Here is an 18348-nt window from a genome sequence, read left to right as displayed (position 1 = left end):
GGCCGTGGCCGGGACTCGGGCGCTATCACACACAGGTCACCCTCCGTATTCAGAACCGCCGATTGGGTCAGACGATTCACCAGCCCAGGGCCGCACCCGCCGCAGCGCGTAACCAGAAGCGGTCACGGAGCGTAAGACAGCCGGAACCCGGCGTCCGCGTGCTCGGCTGCCCGTCACGCGGCTGGGAGATGAGAAGAGTGCCATGAGAAGAACGGTGATCCCCGTGCAGTCAGCCATCCTGCTCCCCCGCCCCGGCCTCGACGGGGCCGCTCCGCCCAGGCGCCGCCGGCGGATCGGCCGCCGCCGGGGCCTGGTGGCCGCCGCCGTGGTGCTCAACCAGCTCGCCTACGGGGCCATCTACTCCTGGAGCATCCTGTCGGCCGGGCTGCAGAATCCGGACAGCAGCTTCGCGCTCGGCCGCGGGGAGGCCGGGCTGCCGTTCGCCACCGCGCACGCGCTGGTCTTCCTGGGCACCGTGCTGGGCGGACTGCTGATGAGCAAGCGGCCACCGCGCGGGATCGCCCTGCTGGCCGGTCTGCTCTACTCCGGCGGCCTGCTGCTGGCGGGCTGCGCACACGGCCGGGCGGACTTCTGGCTGGTGCTGCTGGGCTACGGCGTGGTGAGCGGAGTGGGCCTCGGGCTCGGCTACATCGTGCCGACCACCCTGCTGCAGCGCTGGTTCCCCGGACACCGGGCGCTCGCCGCGGCGGTGGCAGCGGGCGGCTTCGGGCTGGGCTCGGTGCTCAGCGCGCCGCTCGCCCGGCTGCTGGTGGCGCACTACGCGGCCGACCCGGCGCGGGCGCTGCTGGTGCTCGGCGGGATCTTCCTGGTGACCACGCTCACCGGCGCCGCCTTCTTCCGCAATCCGCCGCGTCCGCTCGCCGTCCCGGCCCAGCACGGTCCGCTCGCCGCCCGTGACTACCGTCCGGCCCAGGCACTGCGCACCCGGCAGTGGTACCTGCTGACCCTGATCCTCTTCTTCAACACCGCGGCCGGGATCAGCATGCTCTCGGTGCTCGCCCCGGCGGCCCGCAGCCTGACCGGGCTGAGCCCGACGGCAGCCGCCGCCGTGACCGGCGCGCTCGGGGTGTTCAACACGGTCGGCCGGCCGATGTGGGCATGGCTGTCGGGGCGGACCGGGCTGACCGGTGCCTTCGTGCTGATGCTCGCCTCGCAAGGACTGTGCCTGGTCGCGCTCTCCCAGGTCAGCACCCCCGGGCTCTTCCTCCCGCTGGCGGCGCTGGTCTGCCTCTCCTTCGGCGGCGGCTTCGCCACGATGCCGGCCATGGCCTCGGAGTTCTTCGGGCTGACCCACGCGGGCGGGGTGTACGGGCTGATGCTGATCGGCTGGAGCCTCGCGGGGATCGCCGGACCGCTGGCGGTCTCCGAGCTGGCCGCGCGGGCCTCGTACGGGACGGCCTTCCTGGTGCTCGGCACGGTCACCGTGGCGGCGGCGCTGCTGCCCAGGTTCGCCCGGTCGCCGCGACGGGTCTGAGCCGGGCACCGGCTGACGGTCACCCGCGAAACGCCCGAGGGTCGCCTCCCGATGTGGAAGGCGACCCTCGGATCACTGTGGAGCTACGGGGAATTGAACCCCGGACCTCTTGCATGCCATGCAAGCGCTCTACCAACTGAGCTACAGCCCCGTATGCGATTTTCGTGGCGCATATTTTTGCCGCCCTGGTCTCCCGCGGCGACACGTCTTACTTTACACGGTCGACGGGATGGTTAACGAATCCGTTCCCCGCCCCGCCCCGGGGAGGCCGGGAGCGGGACGCGGGCGGGTCGGGAACGGACGGGAGATCGCCGCTGCGCCGGGGCCCGGTGCCGGTTCAGCCGAGGGCCGCCGCGCGGCGGGTGCGCGCGGCGAAGCCCGCCGCCACCACCGAGGAGGCCACCAGCACGGCGGTGGTGACGGCCAACGCGTGGCCGGAGACGGCAGCCGGGGCCGGGTAGTGCACCGAGCTCAGAAAGACCGTCCCGACCAGGGAGACGCCGACCACCTGCCCGAGTTGGACCATCGTGACCAGCACGCCGCTGGCGTCCGCCGCGTCCGCGGGTGCCACCCGGCTGAGCGCCCGGGCGAACAGCGGGCTGTAGGCGCAGCCCGATGCCGCCCCCACCACCACCAGCAGCGCTCCGCCGGCCAGGCCCAACTGCCCGCCCGAGCGCATCAGCTGGCCCACCGCCAGGTAGCCGAGCGCCACCACCAGCAGGGCGGCCACCGGCAGCGGCAGGTGCAGGCGCGCGGGCAGCCGCTGCCAGTGCAGGCCGCAGAGCCCGAAGCCGAGCGCGACCGGACCGAACAGCAGGCCCGCGCGGAGCGGGCTGTCTCCCAGGCCCGCCTGCAGGTGCAGCGCGAAGGAGAACATGAAGCCGGAGAAGTTGAGCATGACCACGAAGATCCCCACCGAGGCGGGCAGCAGACCCGCCGAGCGCAGCACCCGCCCGTGGATCAGCGGCTGGCCGCCGCGCGCCGCGATCCGGCGCTCGACCAGCACGAAGAGGGCGAAGGCGAGCACCGATGCGGCCATCGCCAGCCAGCTCCAGCGCGGCCAGCCGAGGTCGTGGCCGAGCACCAGCGGCACCACCAGCAGCCCGATCGCCAGCGCCAGCACCACCAGGCCCACCAGGTCGAGGCGGCGCTCGCGGTCCACCGGCAGCCGGGGCAGCGCCCAGTGCCCGGCCACCAGCAGCAGCACGCCGATCGGCACGTTCACCAGGAAGACCGGCCGCCAGCCCGAGCCGAAGAGGTCGGCGCTGACCAGCACCCCGCCCAGGATCTGGCCGACCACGGTGGCGCCGGCCAGGACGGCGGTGTAGATGCCCAGCGCCCGGGCCCGGGCCGCCCCGGTGAAGGTCTTCTGGATCAGGCTCATCACCTGGGGCACCATCAGCGCCGACCCGATCCCCTGGAGCACCCGGAAGGCGATCAGGCTGCCGGTGTCCTGGGCCAGGCCGCAGGCCAGCGAGGAGGCGGTGAAGACGGCCAGGCCGGCCTGGAAGAGCGGCCGGTGGCCGAACCGGGCGCCCAGCCGGGCACCGGTGATCAGCAGCACCGCGTACGCGATGGTGTAGCCGGCGATCACCAGTTGCAGGCCGGCGCCGGAGGCGTGCAGGTCGAGCCGGATGGTCGGGACCGCGACGTTGACGATCGCCACGTCCAGCACCGCCATGAACTGGCCGGTCAGGATGAGGGCGAGGAGCAGGCCCGAGCGGTCGCGGGCCGCGCCGGTCGGCTTCGGCCCCGAGGGGCGGCTCCGGGTCGGTCCCAGGGACTCGGCTGGTCCGGCGAGCTGAAGGTCCGTCATGGGGACCAGCCTGCCGGGGCGCTGGTACTGGTGGTTAGAGCCTGCTGATCCTGGTACCGGCACTACCTCCCAAAGCCCGCGGTGCTGCGTCAGGATGGGCGCATGACCGTGCTCGACAGCCCTCCCGTGAACGCCGCTGGCCCCGCCCCCGGCAGCGGTCGGGCACACGCCCGCCGCACGGAGCTCGCGGCCTTCCTCAAAGCCTGTCGGGCCCGGGTCGCGCCGGGGGACGTCGGCCTGCCGCCCGGCCTGCGCCGCCGCACCCCGGGCCTGCGCCGCGAGGAGGTGGCGCAGCTCGCCGGCGTCGGGGTCACCTGGTACACGTGGTTGGAGCAGGGCCGCCCGATCAACGCCAGCGAGCAGGTGCTGTCGGCCATCGCGCGGGCCCTGCTCCTGGACGAGGTGCAGCGCGCGCACCTGTACCGCCTGGCCGGCCTGCCCGCGGACGACACCGTGGGCGCCTCCTGCCCCGCCACCGACCCGGCGCTGCAGAAGGTCCTGGACGCCCTGGCCCCGATGCCCGCCGCGATCAGCAACCGCGCGTACGACATCCTGGCCTACAACGCGGGCTACGACGCGCTCTTCCCCGGCGCCACCCGGTCGGTGGCCCCGCACGGCAGGCGCAACTCGATGTGGTGCGCGCTGACCGTGCCCGACTGCTGCAACCCCTTCGTCAACCGTGACGAGGAGCTGCCGCGGATGGTCGGGGTGATGCGGGCGGCCTACGCCTCGCACGTCGGCGAGCCGGGCTGGGAGCGCTGGGTGCGCGAGCTGTGCACGACCAGCTCCCGGTTCCGCGAGCTGTGGGCGACCCAGCAGGTGGCGCCGCCCACCACCACGCTGAAGGTGTTCCGGCACGCGGCGGTGGGCGAGATCCGGGTCCAGGCGGCGTACCTGACCATGCCGGGCTCCCCGGAGCTGTACCTGGTGGCCTACACCCCGGAGCGCCCGGTCGACCAGGAGCGGATGGCCTGGATCACGGCCAACCCCGGCGCGCCCGTCGTCGACCACCAGCACTGAGCGGTGCGCGCGGAAACGCCGAAGGGCCGGTACCTGGAGGTACCGGCCCTTCGGCGGTCTGTGGAGCTACGGGGAATTGAACCCCGGACCTCTTGCATGCCATGCAAGCGCTCTACCAACTGAGCTACAGCCCCGCGACACGCACGGCCCTCGCGGACCGCTGGTGCGGAGTGGAGCTACGGGGAATTGAACCCCGGACCTCTTGCATGCCATGCAAGCGCTCTACCAACTGAGCTACAGCCCCGCACTCCCAGGATTTCCCGCCTCCCTTCCGGGCGGCGTTCTCTCCTGCGAACGAGGAAGACTCTAGCTGGTCAGACCCGGAATGACGAAATCCCGCCGTCGCCCGCCCTCCGACTCAGGTGTCGTCGCCGATGACCGGCTCCGGCAGCGACCCCGCGTTGTGCTCCAGCAGCCGCCAGCCGCGCGCACCCGGCCCCAGTACCGACCAGGAGCAGTTGGACAGCCCGCCGAAGCACTCCCACTGACTCGGGTCCAGGCCCAGCAAATGGCCGAGCATGGTGCGGATGGTGCCGCCGTGGCTGACCACCACCAGGGTGCCGTCCTCGGGCAGCTTCTCGAAGGCCGCCAGCACCGGCGGGACCGCGCGGTCGGCGACCTCGGTGCTCAGCTCCCCGCCACCGCGCCGTACCGCCTCGCCGCGCCCGAAGGCCGCGTACTCCTCGGCGTAGCGCTCGCGGATCTCGGTGTGGGTCAGGCCCTGCCAGCTGCCCGCGTAGGTCTCCCGCAGGCCCTCGTGCAGTTGCGCGTCCAGCCCGGTGACCCGGGACAGCTCGGCCGCGGTGGCCGCCGCCCGCTGCAGGTCGGAGGAGATCAGCAGGTCGGGCCGCAGACCGGCGAGCAGCCGGGCCGCCCGCCTGGCCTGGTCCAGGCCGACCTCGGTCAGCGGGATGTCGGTGCTGCCCTGGAACCGGGACTCCAGGTTCCAGGAGGTCTGGCCGTGCCGCCAGAAGACGATCCGCGGTCCCCCCGCGCGGCTGGTCAGCTGAAGTCCTGGATGAAGTAGTCACCGGCGGCGACGGCGTTGCCGGCCTCGTCGGTGTCGGCGTCCTCCGGACGGTTGCGGGTGGCCATCGCGTCCGCGGGCAGCGGCAGCTCCGGACAGTCCTTCCAGAGGCGGTCCAGCGAGTAGAAGGAGCGCTCCTCGGAGTGCTGGACGTGGACCACGATGTCCAGGTAGTCGAGCAGGATCCAGCGGCCCTCGCGCTCGCCCTCGCGGCGCACCGGCTTGGCGTCCAGCTGCTCGCGCAGCGCGTCCTCGATCGCCTCGGCGATCGCCTTGACCTGGCGGTCGTTGGCCGCCGAGGCGATCAGGAAGGCGTCGGTGATCGACAGGACGTCGCTGACGTCGAAGGCGATCACGTTCTGTGCGAGCTTGTCGGCCGCCGCCTGGGCGGCGACGGTGATCAGTTCCTGCGAGCGTTCGGTTGCGGTCACGGTGTTCTTCCGGTCGATGACATGAATTTCCTCATCCAGGATCTCACGCCGCCACGCGCGCCCCGGCCGGAGTTTCTCCGACCGGGGCCGGTGCCCGTGTCATCGCCGCGCAGGCCCGCTACTGCTTGGGCGGCTGGTAGTCCTTGCCCAGCACCACCACGAGGTCGGCGGTCTGCGCGGTGCTGACCTTCTTCACCACCGAGGTCGGCAGGCCCAGGCTGGTGGCCAGCGACTGCGCGGCCTGCGCCCGGCCGTCGTCGGTGTAGTCGATCTCGGTGGTGGCCTGCGGGCTCGGCGCGGTGGAGCCGCCGGGCACGAAGTTCAGTCCGGCGTCGACCACCTGGATCTGCGCGGCCTGGGCCGCGCTGCCACCGCTGCCGGTGGCGTCCACGATGCTGACCCGGGCCGGGCCGCTGGTGGCGGCCGCGGAGTGCACGGTGCCGCCGAGCACGTCCTTGACCACCGGGCCGGCCTTGCCCTGGTCCAGCGTGCCGTCCGGCTGCACCGGCAGGGTGGTGGTGGCGAGGTGCCCGGCCGCCGACTGCTGGGACAGCTCGACCAGCAGACCGGCCAGCGCCTTCTCCGGCAGTGAGGGGTCGAGCACGGCGCCCATCCGGTGCACGTCGTCGGTGGCGTCCGCGAGCGTGGTGGGCATGGTGGCGATCACCGCCGAGAGCACCTGGCCGAACCGGGCCAGCTGGGCGTCGCGGCTCTCGCCCGGCGCCTGGTAGGTGGCGTAGGCCACCGCGGCCTGCCCGCTCAGCGTGCGCTGGCTGCCCTGCTCGACCAGCGTCTTGCCGTCCGGGCCGGTGAGCTGCGCGTTGGTGTCCACCTTGATGCCGCCCAGCTGGGAGACGAGCAGCTGGAGGTAGGGGGTGTCCAGCCGCCAGGTGCCGGCCACCGGGGCGCCGAGCAGGTTGCTCAGCGCGTCGCGGGTGGCGGCCGGGCCGACCGAGTCCATCGCGCTGCCGAGCGGTGTGGTGGGCGTGTCCCCGCCGGTGGGCAGCTGCAGGGTGTCCGACATCAGCAGGATCGAGCCCTTGTGCCCGGCCGCGTCGTTGATCAGCATCGCGCTGCTCACCTTGCCCTGCAGGTCGCGCATGTGGACCACGACGACGTTGCGCGAACCGACCGCCGCGGCCGCCGACTGGGAGTTGCCCAGCGCACCCGTGTAGAAGAGGTAGCCCACCGTGCCGCCGCCCACCAGGGCCAGCGCGACCGCCCCGCCGATCAGCCGGTTGCGCAGCTTGCGGCGGCGCTCGTCGCGGCGCTCGGTGCGCGACTCGGCGAACTTCAGCCAGTCGATGACGTCCTCGGTCTCCTCCGCCTGCTCATCGACGAAGGTGAACTCGCCCGTCTGGTACGGGTCCTGGTCACCGGCGCGGGCCGGCTTGGCGGTGGCGCGGCGACCGCCGACCTGCTCCGAGGGCTCCTCGGGCGCCACCGCGACGGCGCTGGGCGCGGCTGCTGCCGGCCGGGGGCGCGGCGGCGCGGGCACGGTCGGCGCGGGCGCCTGGACGGGCGCGGCGGGGGCCGGCGCAACCGGCGCCGGCTGGACGGGGGCCTGCGGCTGGTACGGCTGCTGGTAGGCCTGCTCCTGGTACGGCTGGGCGTACCCCTGCTGCTGCCGGTAGCCCGGCTGCCCGTACCCCTGCTGCTCGTACCCCGGCTGCTGGTAGACCGACGGCTCGTACGGCTGCTGGCCGCCGCCGTGTCCCGGCTGCTGGTACCCCGGCTGCTGGTAGGCCCGGTCCTGGTACGGCTGGGCATACCCCTGCTGCTCGTACCCGGCGTACTGCTGCCCGCCGCCGCTGTAGCCCTGGTGCTGGTGGGCCTGCTGCTGGGCCTGCTGCTCGTACGGGTACGCCTGCTGCGGGTACTGCCCCGTGGACCACTCGCCGTCCTCGGGCCCGCCGTGGTCTGCCGTTCCGGTCACGCCGTCCTCACAAGGTCTTCCGCAAGCTCAGCCCGCGTCCAGGTAGAGCGCTCGCTTGTCGATGTAGCGCACCACGCCGTCGGGGACGAGGTACCAGACCGGCTCGCCCTTGGCCACCCGCTGCCGGCAGTCGGTGGAGGAGATCGCCAGCGCCGGCACCTCGACCAGCGAGACCCCGCCGGCCGGCAGCCCGGCGTCGCTCAGCGTGTGCCCCGGGCGGGTGCAGCCGATGAAGTGGGCCAGCGCGAAGAGCTCCTCGGCGTCGCGCCAGGACAGGATCTGGGCCAGCGCGTCGGCGCCGGTGATGAAGAAGAGATCGGCGTCCGGGTGCTGGTCGCGCAGCTCGCGCAGGGTGTCGACGGTGTAGGTGGCGCCGCCGCGGTCGATGTCGATCCGGCTGACCGAGAACTGCGGGTTCTCGGCGGTGGCGATCACCGTCATCAGGTACCGGTCCTCGGCCGAGGAGACGGCCGTACCGCTCTTCTGCCAGGGCTGCCCGGTCGGGACGAAGACCACCTCGTCCAGGTGGAAGGCGCTGGCCACCTCACTGGCCGCGACCAGGTGGCCGTGGTGGATCGGGTCGAAGGTACCGCCCATCACACCGAGCCGCTTGCGCCGCCGGGGCTCCACCGTCGGCCTGCTCTCTCCCATGCCGAGACACCTTACGCGACCTGTCCGGCGCCCGGTCGCGCCACCTGCGTCGTCCTACACCGAAGGGAGCGTCCCGTCGCCCGGGGCGCTCCCTTTGATCGCACGCGTCTGATCGCACGCGTGCGCCACTCAGCGGTCCCGGTTGAAGCGGGTCACCACGAAGAGCAGCAGGAAGAGGATGAACAGCGCGCTGCCACCGGTGAGCAGCGGGTTCAGGCTCTGGTGGTTGCTGCCCTCGGCGAGGCTGGTCAGGGCGGGCAGAGCGCTTGAGGTCATGATCGGCAAGGCCTTCTCGACTCGGTGGGTGGCCAGGACACGGGGTCCCGGCGAGCCGGGGCGGCCCGCCGGGTCATCGTACGGGGCCCGGGTGTGCAACCGCGCGGCGGCTCCCCGCGTCTGATGGCAGGTGAGGCGTGCCCGCGGTGGTGGCCGGGCGTCAGTTGTTGCGGCCGGCCCGGACCAGGATCCAGGCGAGCAGGCAGACGCCGACCATGGAGCCCAGCACGATCAGGCGCAGGAAGAGCCCCGGGCCGGGGCCGTTGGAGATCGCGGCCAGGTTCACCAGGTCGGCATGAGACATCGGCGGACTCCTTGGGGAGGGTGGAGACGGTGGTGACAAATCGGGAAGCCAGCCTAGACCCGGTCCCCCGCGGGAGCACCCACCGCCCCCGGTGCGATGTCGCGCCGCCGTCGTACGCTGAGCCGGGGACGAGTACGCGCGAGCAGGCGTTCAGCAGTCGAAGCAGCGGGGGCCGGCGCACCGCCGGGACCGGCGTCGAGCAGGAGGTACTCAGCACATGACCGATTCCACCCAGCCCAGCGGCACCCCGGGATCCCCCAGCCGTCGCCGCCGGCGCTTTCCCGACATCTCCACCCGGGCCTGGGAGCACCCGGCCGACCGCTCGGCGCTGGTCGCGCTGCGCAAGCTCTCCGGTTTCGACGAGGTCCTGAAGAAGCTGGCCGGCCTGGTCTCCGAGCGCAGCATGCGGCTGATGTTCCTGGCCACCGCGGTCAAGACCTCCGAGCGCCAGTACCCCGAGCTGTTCGACATGGTCCGGGACGCGGCCTACGTGCTCGACCTGGAGCAGGTGCCCGACCTGTACGTGACGCAGGACCCCAACGTCAACGCGATGTGCATCGGGATGGACACCCCGGTGATCGTGGTGACCTCGGGCCTGGTGGAGCTGCTGGACGAGGAGGAGCTGCGCGCGGTGATCGGCCACGAGGTCGGGCACGCGATGTCCGGCCACGCGGTCTACCGCACGATGCTGCTGATCCTCACCAACCTGGCCGCCCGGGTGGGCTGGATCCCGCTGGGCAACCTGGCGATCACGGCGCTGATCACCGCGCTCAAGGAGTGGTTCCGCAAGGCCGAGATCTCCTGCGACCGGGCCGGCCTGCTGGCCGGTCAGGATCCGCAGGCGGCGATGCGCGGCCTGATGAAGCTGGCCGGCGGCCACAACCTCGCCGAGATGAACGTGGACGCCTTCCTGGAGCAGGCCGAGGAGTACGAGAAGGCCGGCGACCTGCGTGACAGCGTGCTGAAGCTGCTTCAGGTGCTGCCGCAGACGCACCCGTTCGCGGTGGTCCGGGTCGCCAAGCTCAAGCAGTGGTCGGAGAGCGAGGAGTACCGCTCGATCATGGCCGGTGCCTACCCGCGCCGTTCGGACGACCCGAACGCCTCGGTCGGCGACCAGTGGCGGGCGGCTGCCGACTCCTACGGCAAGTCGATCAAGGAGAGCAAGGACCCGCTCTTCAACCTGCTGCGCGACATCGCGGACGGCGCCGGCACGGTGGGCGGCAAGCTGCGCGACACCTTCACCGGTGCCCGCAGCAGTGGCGAGCGCGGCCCGCAGGACGAGGAGCCGCGCGACCAGGACTGACCGGGGCTACTCCGTCCCCGCCCAGTGGTACACCGTGACGCCGCCGCCGCGCGCCACGCTCCGGTAGCCGGCCCGGGTCAGCTGGGCGATCGCGTCCAGCTCCTGGGCCACCGGCGTGGGGAAGCCGTTCGGCCGGTCGAAGGCGGCCACCCAGGCGGCCACCGGCCGGCCGGCCGGGCCCTGCTGCCCCGGGTAGGTCAGGTAAGGGAAGAGCGAGACCTCGCAGCGCCCGGTCAGCTGCGGGGCCAGCTGGTTGCTGACGGCCACCGACGCACCGTCGGGGATCACCGCCAGCGTCTCGCGGACGGCGACCACCGTCGGGCTCGGCCCCGACAGGTCGGGGATCGGCGCGGCCAGCAGCGCCAGTGCCAGCGCCGCGCCCGGCACCAGGCCGGCCAGCCCCGCGACCAGCCGCCCCGGGCCGCGGGCCCTGATCCGGCGCAGCCCGTCGACCATCGCCAGGAAGAGGATCGGCATCAGCACCGCGTTGTACTGGTCGGTGGCGTGCCAGTACACCGGGGCCGGGCTCCAGAACCGGCCAGCCAGCGGCAGCACCAGCACCAGAGCGAGCGGCGACCGCAGCGCCACGAAGAGCGTGGGCAGCAGCAGCAGGCCCACCGTGTGCCACTTGTCCATCGGCAGCAGCAGCCGGGTCAGCGGGTCGCCGCCGTCCCAGCGCCCGTTGGCCGCGTAGTCGTAGACGCCGTGCACGTTGGCGGCGGGGATCAGCACCAGCACGATCAGCGCGGTGCCGAGCGCGGCCACCGCCACGGTGGCCGCGCCGAGCAGCCGGCGGCGGCCGAGCAGGAACACCAGGACGCCGATCCCGGCCAGCACCAGCCCCTGGTCCTCCTTGACCAGCATCAGCGGCAGCCCCCAGCAGACCGCCGCCCGCCACCGCCCCCGGGCCAGCGCGGCCACCGACCAGGCGATCAACGGCACCGCGAGCGCCACCTCGTGGAAGTCGAACTCGTCCAACTGCCAGAGGCCCCAGGACAGTCCGTAGGCCAGCCCGACCGCCACCGCCGCCCGCCGGCCGAGCACCGACTGGGCCAGCGCGGTGACCGGCAGCACCGAGCACCCGAGCAGCAGCGCCTGGACGACCAGCAGGGTGACCGGCGTCGGGAACACCCGGTAGATCGGGGCCAGCACCGCGAGCAGCGGGCTGAAGTGGTCGCCGAGCTGGCTGTAGCCGGTGCCCTTGAGGGTGGCGACCGGCGCGTGCAGGCCCGCGTAGGCGCGCACCACCTGCTCGAAGATCCCGAGGTCGAACCCGGAGGTCTCCATCCGCCACTGCCGCGGAACGGCGAGCGCCAGCTGGAAGAGCGTGACCGGAAGGGCCACCAGCCACGGGAGCAGCCGCTCGCCGCGCAGCGGGCGCGGGCGGTGCACGAACGGGGCGCTGCGGATCGGGGCCGGGTGGGGCGTCAGCTGAAAGGTGGTCACCTCGGCGACGCTAGGAAAGTGCCGCTGAGGGAATCCTGAACGGAGCTGAGGATTCTTTCAGTTGGGATGAACCGGACAGTTCGGACGGCGCTTCGGTGACGGCGCCGGTCAGCTCTTCGGCGCGGCCATGACGGCGCAGTTCTGCCAGGCCGGGGCGGAACGGTCGGCCGGGTCGACGACCGCGGGACCCGCGGTGCCCGTGCCGGCGTTGCCGACCGGCAGCGGCTGCAGGTACTCCGCCTGCGCCGCCCCGCAGGAGCTCGGGCCGGCCTGCACGACCGAGTCGGCCAGGGTGAGCTGGCCGGCCGCGATGTCGGTGCGGCTCAGATCGAAGCGCAGCTCGCGGCGGACCGTGTAGAGGCTGACCGGCCCGCTGCTCTCCGCACCGGCCGGACGCACCGCGTAGACCAGCGTGTGGTCACTGGTGAGCTCCAGGGTGCCGCTGTCCGCCTCGGTCACCCGGACCGTGCCGGCCACCTTGACGGTGTCCGAGGCCAGCGCGGTGCGCATCGGGTCGAAGCGGACCATCCAGCCGGTCGCCGCGTGGTGCTGGTCGTCGCTGGGAGCGGTCAGGCTCTGGTCGAACTGGCTCTGCTCGGTGGGCGCCAGCAGCGCGCGCACCGGCGTCGTCTCGCCCTGCACCAGTACCGCCGGGGCCAGCTCGGAGGCCTCCAGGTAGCGCCGGACGAGGTCCACCGCCGCGCTGACCTGGGCCTGGCCGAAGTGCGCGGTGGAGCTGCCGGCGGCAGGCAGGCCGAAGCCCGCACTGCCGTCCGCATAGCCCGCCGTGGCCGCGAGGGAGCCGAACGGGCTGCTCGGGTCGGCCGCCGCGACGATGCCCGCGGCCGGGGTGAGCACGGTGAGCTCGCTGGTCAGCTCGGCGCCGGAGCCGCCGACCGCCTCGTGCTGCGGCGAGGTGATGCCGAAGTAGACGGCGGCGGTGAAGGCCAGCACCAGGAGCATCAGCAAGGTCAGCGCCTGGCGCGGCAGCGAGCCGAACGGACCCGGGCCGAGCCGGCGCCGGATCGCGTTCGCGGCGCCGCCGTTCAGGCGCTCGCTGGCCGAGAGTTCGGTGATCCGGGCAGCCTTGACGAAGGACTCGTCGAACACGACGGATCGGTATTCGTCATCGCTTCCGGAACCGCCCTCGGGCGCACCCTCCGGAGGCTCACCCGGGTCACCCATGACTCAAGGGTAGAGCGCGCGGCGGGCCCGATACGAGGCCCGGGAACGCAACGTGTCCGAGCGGTGACCTGCGACGCCCCGGCGCCGCGTGAGGTCAGCCGGCCGGCAGCGACATCGCCGCCGCGCTCGGCTGCACGCCGGCTCCGGCCGTGGGCGGCGGCGGGGTGGCCGACTGGTTGGTGCCGACCTCGGGCCGTCGCACCGGCGCCTGGCCGGTGCCCCGGTAGACCGCCGCGACGGCGACGGCCACCAGGCTGACGCCCATCACGATCACCAGCACCCAGGCCAGCGGCCGGTGCCAGCGCTGCTGCGCGATCTGGCCCCGCCCGCCGCCCCGCGGACCGTATCCGGGCCAGCGCACCGCCCGGCGGCGCCCGACGCCCCGGTGCGAACCGACCCAGGGGTCGGTGTAGATCCGGTCGTCCTCCAGGCCCAGCGGATGCGGGCGCAGCTCCAGCGGCAGCCCGTCGAAGCGGTCGGCGGCGTAGTCGGTGCCGCGGCCCGCGCCGCCCGGCTCCGGCTCGCTGCGCGCCTCGGCGGCGGCCAGCTGGCGCTCGCGGGCGGTCGGTTCGTGGACGGCGGCGGATCTGACGAAGGCCTCGTCAAGGACCACGGTGGCGAACTCGTCGTCCGTTCCACCGTGGTCGGCGCCGTCGGAATACGGCGAGCCCCCCAGATCCTCAGCCACGGAATCAGCGTATTACCGGGCGCGCGATTTGTCTGTGGCTCCCGGCACTTGAGCTGACCTGAGTCGGCCGATCAGCCGCCGACAGTCCGGGTGGCCTCGCCGCGCACATGACCGTCACCGGTGACGATGTACTTGGTCGAGGTCAGCTCCGGCAGGCCCATCGGTCCCCGGGCGTGCAGCTTCTGGGTGGAGATGCCGATCTCGGCGCCGAAACCGAACTCACCCCCGTCGGTGAACCGGGTGGAGGCGTTGACCGCGACGGCGGCCGCGTCCACCAGTTGGGTGAAGCGGCGCGCGGCGCTCTGCGAGGTGGTCACGATCGCCTCGGTGTGCCCCGAGGACCAGCGGCGGATGTGCTCGACGGCGGCGTCCAGCGAGGGGACCACGGCGGCGGCCAGGTCCAGCGACAGGTACTCGGCCGCCCAGTCCTCGTCGGTGGCCGGCAGCACGGTCGCCGGCGAGTCGGCGGCCAGCTTCAGCACCGCCTCGTCGCCGTGCACGGTCACCCCCGCCCCGGCCAGGGCGGCCAGCGCGAGCGGCAGGAACTCCTCGGCCACGTCCTGGTGGACCAGCAGGGTCTCCGCGGAGTTGCAGACGCTGACCCGCTGCGCCTTGGAGTTGAGCAGGATGCCCACCGCCATCGCGAGGTCGGTGTCCGCGTCCACGTAGACGTGGCAGTTGCCGGTGCCGGTCTCGATCACCGGCACGGTGGAGCCCTCCACCACGGTCTTGATCAGTGAGGCACCGCCGCGCGGGATCAGCACGTCGACCAGGCCCCGGGCACGCATCAGCTCGGTCACCGACTCACGGCTCTCGCCGGGGACCAGCTGGATCACGTCGGCCGGCAGTCCGGCGGCGGCGACCGCCTCGCGCAGCACCGCGACCAGCGCGGTGTTGGAGCGGTAGGCGGAGGCCGAGCCGCGCAGCAGCACCGCGTTGCCGGACTTCAGGCAGAGCGCGGCGGCGTCCACCGTGACGTTCGGGCGGGCCTCGTAGATGATGCCGACCACGCCGAGCGGGACCCGGACCTGGCGCACGTCCAGGCCGTTCGGCAGCGTGTAGCCGCGCACCACCTCGCCGACCGGGTCGGGCAGGCCGACCACGTCGCGCACGTCGGCGGCGATCGCGGCGATCCGCTGCTCGGTCAGGGTGAGCCGGTCGATCACCGACTCGGCGGTGCCGGCCGCCCTGGCCCGCTCGACGTCCTCGGCGTTGGCCGCGGTGATCTCACCGGCCCTGGCGATCAGCGCGTCGGCGATCGCCAGCAGCGCGGCGTCCTTGGCCGAGCGCGGCAGCGGGGCGAGTGCGGCGGCGGCCGTACGGGCGCGGCGCGCGGTGGCGAGGACAGGGCTGTCGATGGTCATGCCCTGAAGGGTAGCGACTGGACGGCCCCGCCAAAGTGCCCCGTCACCCAGTGAGACGGACCCTCTCGGACCCGCTCAGTAGGGGTGCACCCCGCCCAGCTGCGCGGTGGGCTCGCCGAAGCCCTCGGCGACCCGCTGGTGGTAGGTGGCCCGGTCGACCACCTCCAGGCCGACGATCTCCCAGGGCGGCAGCTTGGCACTGGCCTTGTGCTCGCCCCACAGCCGCAGCGCGATGGCCGCGGCGTCGTGCAGGTCGCGGGCCTGCTCCCAGTAGCGGATCTCGGCGTGGTCGGCGGCGTAGCGGGCCGTCAGGAAGAACGAGTGGTCGTGCGCGAGCCGCTCCAGGCCCGCCCGCAGGCCGGCCAGCGCCGTCACCTCGCCGGCCACGCTGAGCACCACGTGCCAGAGCCGGCCCTGCTCGACGGGCTCGGCCGGCTCGGCGCCACCGGTCGCCGGGTGGAGCCGGCGGACGGTGGCGCCGCCCTCCCCGGTCGGCTCGGGTAGCGTTCGGTCGCCCCTGCGTGCCACCGGCGGCCTCCTGTTCGACGCTGGATTGTCCCCGGCCCCGCCGCGACCGGACGGGCCGTCAACCGCGCAGCACCACCAGATCGTCCCGGTGGACGACCTCGCGCTCGTAGGCGGCACCGAGCTCCTGGGCCAGGTCCCGGGTCGACCGGCCGAGCAGGCGCGGCAACTCCCTCGCATCAAAGTTGACCAGGCCACGGGCGACGATGTGGCCGTTTTCGGCAAGAAGGTCGACCGGATCACCCGCGGCGAACTCGCCGTCCACCTTGGTGACGCCCGCCGGGAGCAGCGACTTGCCGCCCTCCATCACCGCGCGCACCGCGCCCTCGTCCAGGTGCAGGGCGCCGCGCGGGCTGCTGGCGTGGGCCAGCCAGAGCAGCCGGTCGGCGGTGCGCGAACCGGTGCGGGTGAAGAGCGTGCCGGTGGGGCGCCCGGCCAGCGCGTCGGCGGCGTGCCGGGCAGCGGTGAGCACCACCGGGATCCCGGCGCCGGTGGCGATCCGGGCCGCCTCGACCTTGGTCACCATGCCGCCGGTGCCGACCCCGGCCTTGCCGGCGCTGCCGATCTCGACACCGGCGAGGTCCTGCGGGCCGCGCACCTCGGCGATCCGCCGGGTGCCGGGCCTGCCGGGGTCGCCGTCGTAGAGGCCGTCCACGTCGGAGAGCAGGATCAGCAGGTCGGCCCGGACCAGGTGGGCCACCAGGGCGGCCAGCCGGTCGTTGTCGCCGAACTTGATCTCGGCGGTGGCCACCGTGTCGTTCTCGTTGACCACCGGGACCGCGCCCATCGCCAGCAACTGGTCCAGGGTGCGGTAGGCGTTGCGGTAGTGCGCGCGGCGGCTGGCGTCCTCCGCGGTGAGCAGCACCTGGCCCACCCGCAGGCCGTAGCGGGCGAAGGAGGCGGTGTAGCGCGCCACCAGCAGGCCCTGGCCGACACTGGCGGCGGCCTGCTGACGGGCCAGGTCCCCCGGCCGCTTGGCCAGTCCCAGCGGCGCCAGGCCCGCCGCGATCGCTCCGGAGGAGACCAGCACCACCTCGGGCGCCGTGGGTCCGGTGAGCGTCTTGGCCAGCGCGTCGACCAGCGCGTCCACCCGGTCCGCGTCCAGCCCGCCGGCCGCGGTGGTGAGCGAGGAGGAGCCGACCTTGACGACGATCCGCCGTGCCGACAGGACGTCCTGACGCAGCATCGGATCCGGCTGGGGTGTCGATTCGGTCATGTGTCAATCCTCGCTGCGCCGGTCCGGTCCTCCGCGCAATCTACGCGAAAGGCCGGACCGGACCGAAGCGGGTTTCACCCGGTGGACCAGCCGTCGGGACTACTCGTCCTCGTCGTCGCCACCGTCGCCGCCGTCGATCGCCGACGGGCGGCCGGAGGAGAGCGCCTCGAAGGCGAGGAACTCGTCCTCGGCGGCGTCCCGGCCCTTGGCCTTCTCGCGGCGGCGGTCGACCGCCGGGCGCGGGGTCTCGAAGCGGTGGTCCTCGCCGCGGCGGCCGAGCATCTCGGCGCCGGCGGCCATGGTCGGCTCCCAGTCGAAGACGACCGCGTTCTCGTCGGGACCGATGATGACGGTGTCACCCTCGTGGGCGCCGACCTTCCACAGCTGGTCCTCGACACCGAGGCGGGCGAGCCGGTCGGCCAGGTAGCCGACGGCCTCGTCGTTGCTGAAGTCGGTCTGGCGCACCCAGCGCTCCGGCTTGACGCCGCGCACCCGGAAGGCGCCGTCCTCCTCGGTGACGGTGAAGCCCGCGTCGTCCACGGCCTTGGGCCGCAGCACGATCCGGGTCGACTCCTCGACCGGCTTGGCGGCCCGCGCCTCGGCGACGATCCCGGCCAGCGCGAAGCTCAGCTCGCGCAGCCCGGAGCGGGAGGCGGCGGAGACCTCGAAGACGCGGTAGCCGCGCTCCTCCAGCGAGGCACGGGTCAGGTCGGCGATGTCCTGGCCGTCCGGGACGTCGACCTTGTTCAGCGCCACCAGCCGCGGCCGGTCCTCCAGGCCGCCGTACTGCGCGAGCTCGGCCTCGATGGTCTCCAGGTCGGTGAGCGGGTCGCGGCCGGGCTCCAGGGTCGCGCAGTCCAGCACGTGCACCAGCACCGAGCAGCGCTCGACGTGGCGCAGGAACTCCAGGCCCAGGCCCTTGCCCTGGCTGGCGCCGGGGATCAGCCCGGGCACGTCGGCGATGGTGTAGACGTTGTCGCCGGCGGTGACCACACCGAGGTTGGGGATCAGCGTGGTGAACGGGTAGTCCGCGATCTTCGGCTTGGCGGCGGAGAGCACCGAGATCAGCGAGGACTTGCCCGCGCTCGGGTAACCGACCAGGGCGACGTCGGCGACGGACTTGAGCTCCATCACGATGTCGCGGACCTCGCCCGGCTCACCGAGCAGGGCGAAACCGGGAGCCTTGCGGCGGGCCGAGGCCAGCGCCGAGTTGCCCAGGCCGCCGCGGCCGCCGGCGGCCGCGATGAAGCTGGTGCCGTGGCCGACCAGGTCGGCGAGCACATTGCCCTGCCGGTCGAGCACCACGGTGCCGTCCGGCACCGGCAGCACGATGCTCTCGCCGGTGGCCCCGGTCCGGTGGCCGCCCGCGCCCGGCTTGCCGTTCTGGGCCTTGCGCTTGGGCGAATGGTGGTACTCGAGCAGGGTGGTCACGTTGGCGTCGACCACGAGGGTGACGCTGCCGCCCTCCCCGCCGTTTCCGCCGTCCGGTCCGCCGAGCGGCTTGAACTTCTCCCGGTGCACGGAGGCGCAGCCGTGGCCCCCGTTACCCGCGGCGACGTGCAGTTCGACGCGGTCCACGAAGGTGGTCATGGGGTGTGCCTCCAGTTAGCGACAGGGTGGAGAAAAGCGTGCAGGGTGGACCGGAGAGACCCGATCCACCCTGCA

Annotated in this window: 17 protein-coding genes and 3 tRNA genes; 3 read left to right on the top strand and 17 right to left on the bottom strand. The window is 73.2% G+C overall.

Annotated features, from left to right (window positions below):
* Positions 1-223: 223 nt before the first annotated feature.
* Positions 224-1495, top strand: a complete 1272-nt coding sequence (locus OG294_RS27615) for an MFS transporter (protein ID WP_327069233.1) — start codon at positions 224-226, stop codon at positions 1493-1495.
* Between the two features lie 78 nt (positions 1496-1573).
* Here the strand turns inward: OG294_RS27615 and OG294_RS27610 are convergent.
* Positions 1574-1646: transfer RNA gene (locus OG294_RS27610), tRNA-Ala, on the bottom strand.
* Positions 1647-1832: 186 nt separating this feature from the next.
* Complete coding sequence (locus OG294_RS27605) at positions 1833-3311, bottom strand: MFS transporter (protein ID WP_327069232.1); 1479 nt, start codon at positions 3309-3311, stop codon at positions 1833-1835.
* Positions 3312-3413: 102 nt separating this feature from the next.
* Between OG294_RS27605 and OG294_RS27600 the strand changes: the two genes are divergently transcribed.
* Entirely contained in the window at positions 3414-4331 is a 918-nt protein-coding gene (locus OG294_RS27600) for a helix-turn-helix transcriptional regulator (RefSeq protein ID WP_327069231.1), read from the top strand.
* A 61-nt stretch (positions 4332-4392) separates the two neighbouring features.
* Here OG294_RS27600 and OG294_RS27595 read toward each other — a convergent pair.
* The 8 genes from OG294_RS27595 to OG294_RS27560 all read right to left on the bottom strand — a co-directional run bounded on the left by OG294_RS27595 (position 4393) and on the right by OG294_RS27560 (position 8956).
* Positions 4393-4465 (bottom strand) — tRNA-Ala (locus OG294_RS27595).
* Between the two features lie 37 nt (positions 4466-4502).
* Positions 4503-4575: transfer RNA gene (locus OG294_RS27590), tRNA-Ala, on the bottom strand.
* A 114-nt stretch (positions 4576-4689) separates the two neighbouring features.
* Complete coding sequence (locus tag OG294_RS27585) at positions 4690-5337, bottom strand: histidine phosphatase family protein (protein ID WP_327071693.1); 648 nt, start codon at positions 5335-5337, stop codon at positions 4690-4692.
* The gene (rsfS, locus tag OG294_RS27580) at positions 5334-5789 is read right to left on the bottom strand and encodes a ribosome silencing factor (RefSeq protein WP_327069230.1); all 456 of its coding nucleotides are present in this window, start codon (positions 5787-5789) and stop codon (positions 5334-5336) included. Before rsfS ends, OG294_RS27585 begins: the two co-directional genes overlap by 4 nt.
* 118 nt (positions 5790-5907) lie before the next feature.
* Positions 5908-7725, bottom strand: a complete 1818-nt coding sequence (locus OG294_RS27575) for an LCP family protein (RefSeq protein WP_327069229.1) — start codon at positions 7723-7725, stop codon at positions 5908-5910.
* Between the two features lie 27 nt (positions 7726-7752).
* Positions 7753-8376, bottom strand: a complete 624-nt coding sequence (gene nadD, locus OG294_RS27570) for a nicotinate-nucleotide adenylyltransferase (protein WP_327069228.1) — start codon at positions 8374-8376, stop codon at positions 7753-7755.
* 129 nt (positions 8377-8505) lie between these two features.
* Positions 8506-8652, bottom strand: a complete 147-nt coding sequence (locus tag OG294_RS27565) for a hypothetical protein (RefSeq protein ID WP_327069227.1) — start codon at positions 8650-8652, stop codon at positions 8506-8508.
* 160 nt (positions 8653-8812) lie between these two features.
* On the bottom strand, positions 8813-8956 hold the full coding sequence (locus tag OG294_RS27560; RefSeq protein ID WP_327069226.1) for a hypothetical protein: 144 nt from the start codon (positions 8954-8956) through the stop codon (positions 8813-8815).
* 217 nt (positions 8957-9173) lie between these two features.
* Here OG294_RS27560 and OG294_RS27555 point away from each other — a divergent pair, with 217 nt between their 5' ends.
* Entirely contained in the window at positions 9174-10259 is a 1086-nt protein-coding gene (locus OG294_RS27555) for a M48 family metallopeptidase (protein ID WP_327069225.1), read from the top strand.
* Positions 10260-10265: 6 nt separating this feature from the next.
* Here the strand turns inward: OG294_RS27555 and OG294_RS27550 are convergent, their stop codons facing one another.
* The 7 genes from OG294_RS27550 to obgE form a co-directional block, all read right to left on the bottom strand.
* Positions 10266-11705: a DUF2079 domain-containing protein gene (locus tag OG294_RS27550; protein WP_327069224.1), complete on the bottom strand. Its 1440-nt coding sequence runs from the start codon at positions 11703-11705 to the stop codon at positions 10266-10268.
* A 108-nt stretch (positions 11706-11813) separates the two neighbouring features.
* Positions 11814-12890, bottom strand: coding sequence for an SCO2583 family membrane protein (locus OG294_RS27545; protein ID WP_442789229.1), 1077 nt, complete (start codon positions 12888-12890; stop codon positions 11814-11816).
* A gap of 94 nt (positions 12891-12984) precedes the next feature.
* A complete protein-coding gene (locus OG294_RS27540; protein ID WP_327069222.1) occupies positions 12985-13578 on the bottom strand; it encodes an SCO2584 family spore wall biosynthesis protein in 594 nt (197 codons plus the stop codon).
* A 71-nt stretch (positions 13579-13649) separates the two neighbouring features.
* On the bottom strand, positions 13650-14942 hold the full coding sequence (locus OG294_RS27535; RefSeq protein ID WP_327069221.1) for a glutamate-5-semialdehyde dehydrogenase: 1293 nt from the start codon (positions 14940-14942) through the stop codon (positions 13650-13652).
* A gap of 75 nt (positions 14943-15017) precedes the next feature.
* The gene (locus tag OG294_RS27530) at positions 15018-15470 is read right to left on the bottom strand and encodes a hypothetical protein (protein WP_327069220.1); all 453 of its coding nucleotides are present in this window, start codon (positions 15468-15470) and stop codon (positions 15018-15020) included.
* Between the two features lie 58 nt (positions 15471-15528).
* Positions 15529-16653: a glutamate 5-kinase gene (gene proB / locus OG294_RS27525; RefSeq protein WP_327071692.1), complete on the bottom strand. Its 1125-nt coding sequence runs from the start codon at positions 16651-16653 to the stop codon at positions 15529-15531.
* 129 nt (positions 16654-16782) lie between these two features.
* The gene (gene obgE / locus OG294_RS27520) at positions 16783-18273 is read right to left on the bottom strand and encodes a GTPase ObgE (RefSeq protein ID WP_327069219.1); all 1491 of its coding nucleotides are present in this window, start codon (positions 18271-18273) and stop codon (positions 16783-16785) included.
* Between the last annotated feature and the right edge of the window lie 75 nt (positions 18274-18348).

The sequence above is a fragment of the Kitasatospora sp. NBC_01302 genome (genome assembly GCF_035976515.1).
In the GTDB taxonomy this organism is placed as follows: domain Bacteria; phylum Actinomycetota; class Actinomycetes; order Streptomycetales; family Streptomycetaceae; genus Kitasatospora.
This window is presented reverse-complemented; position numbering and strand designations above follow the sequence as displayed.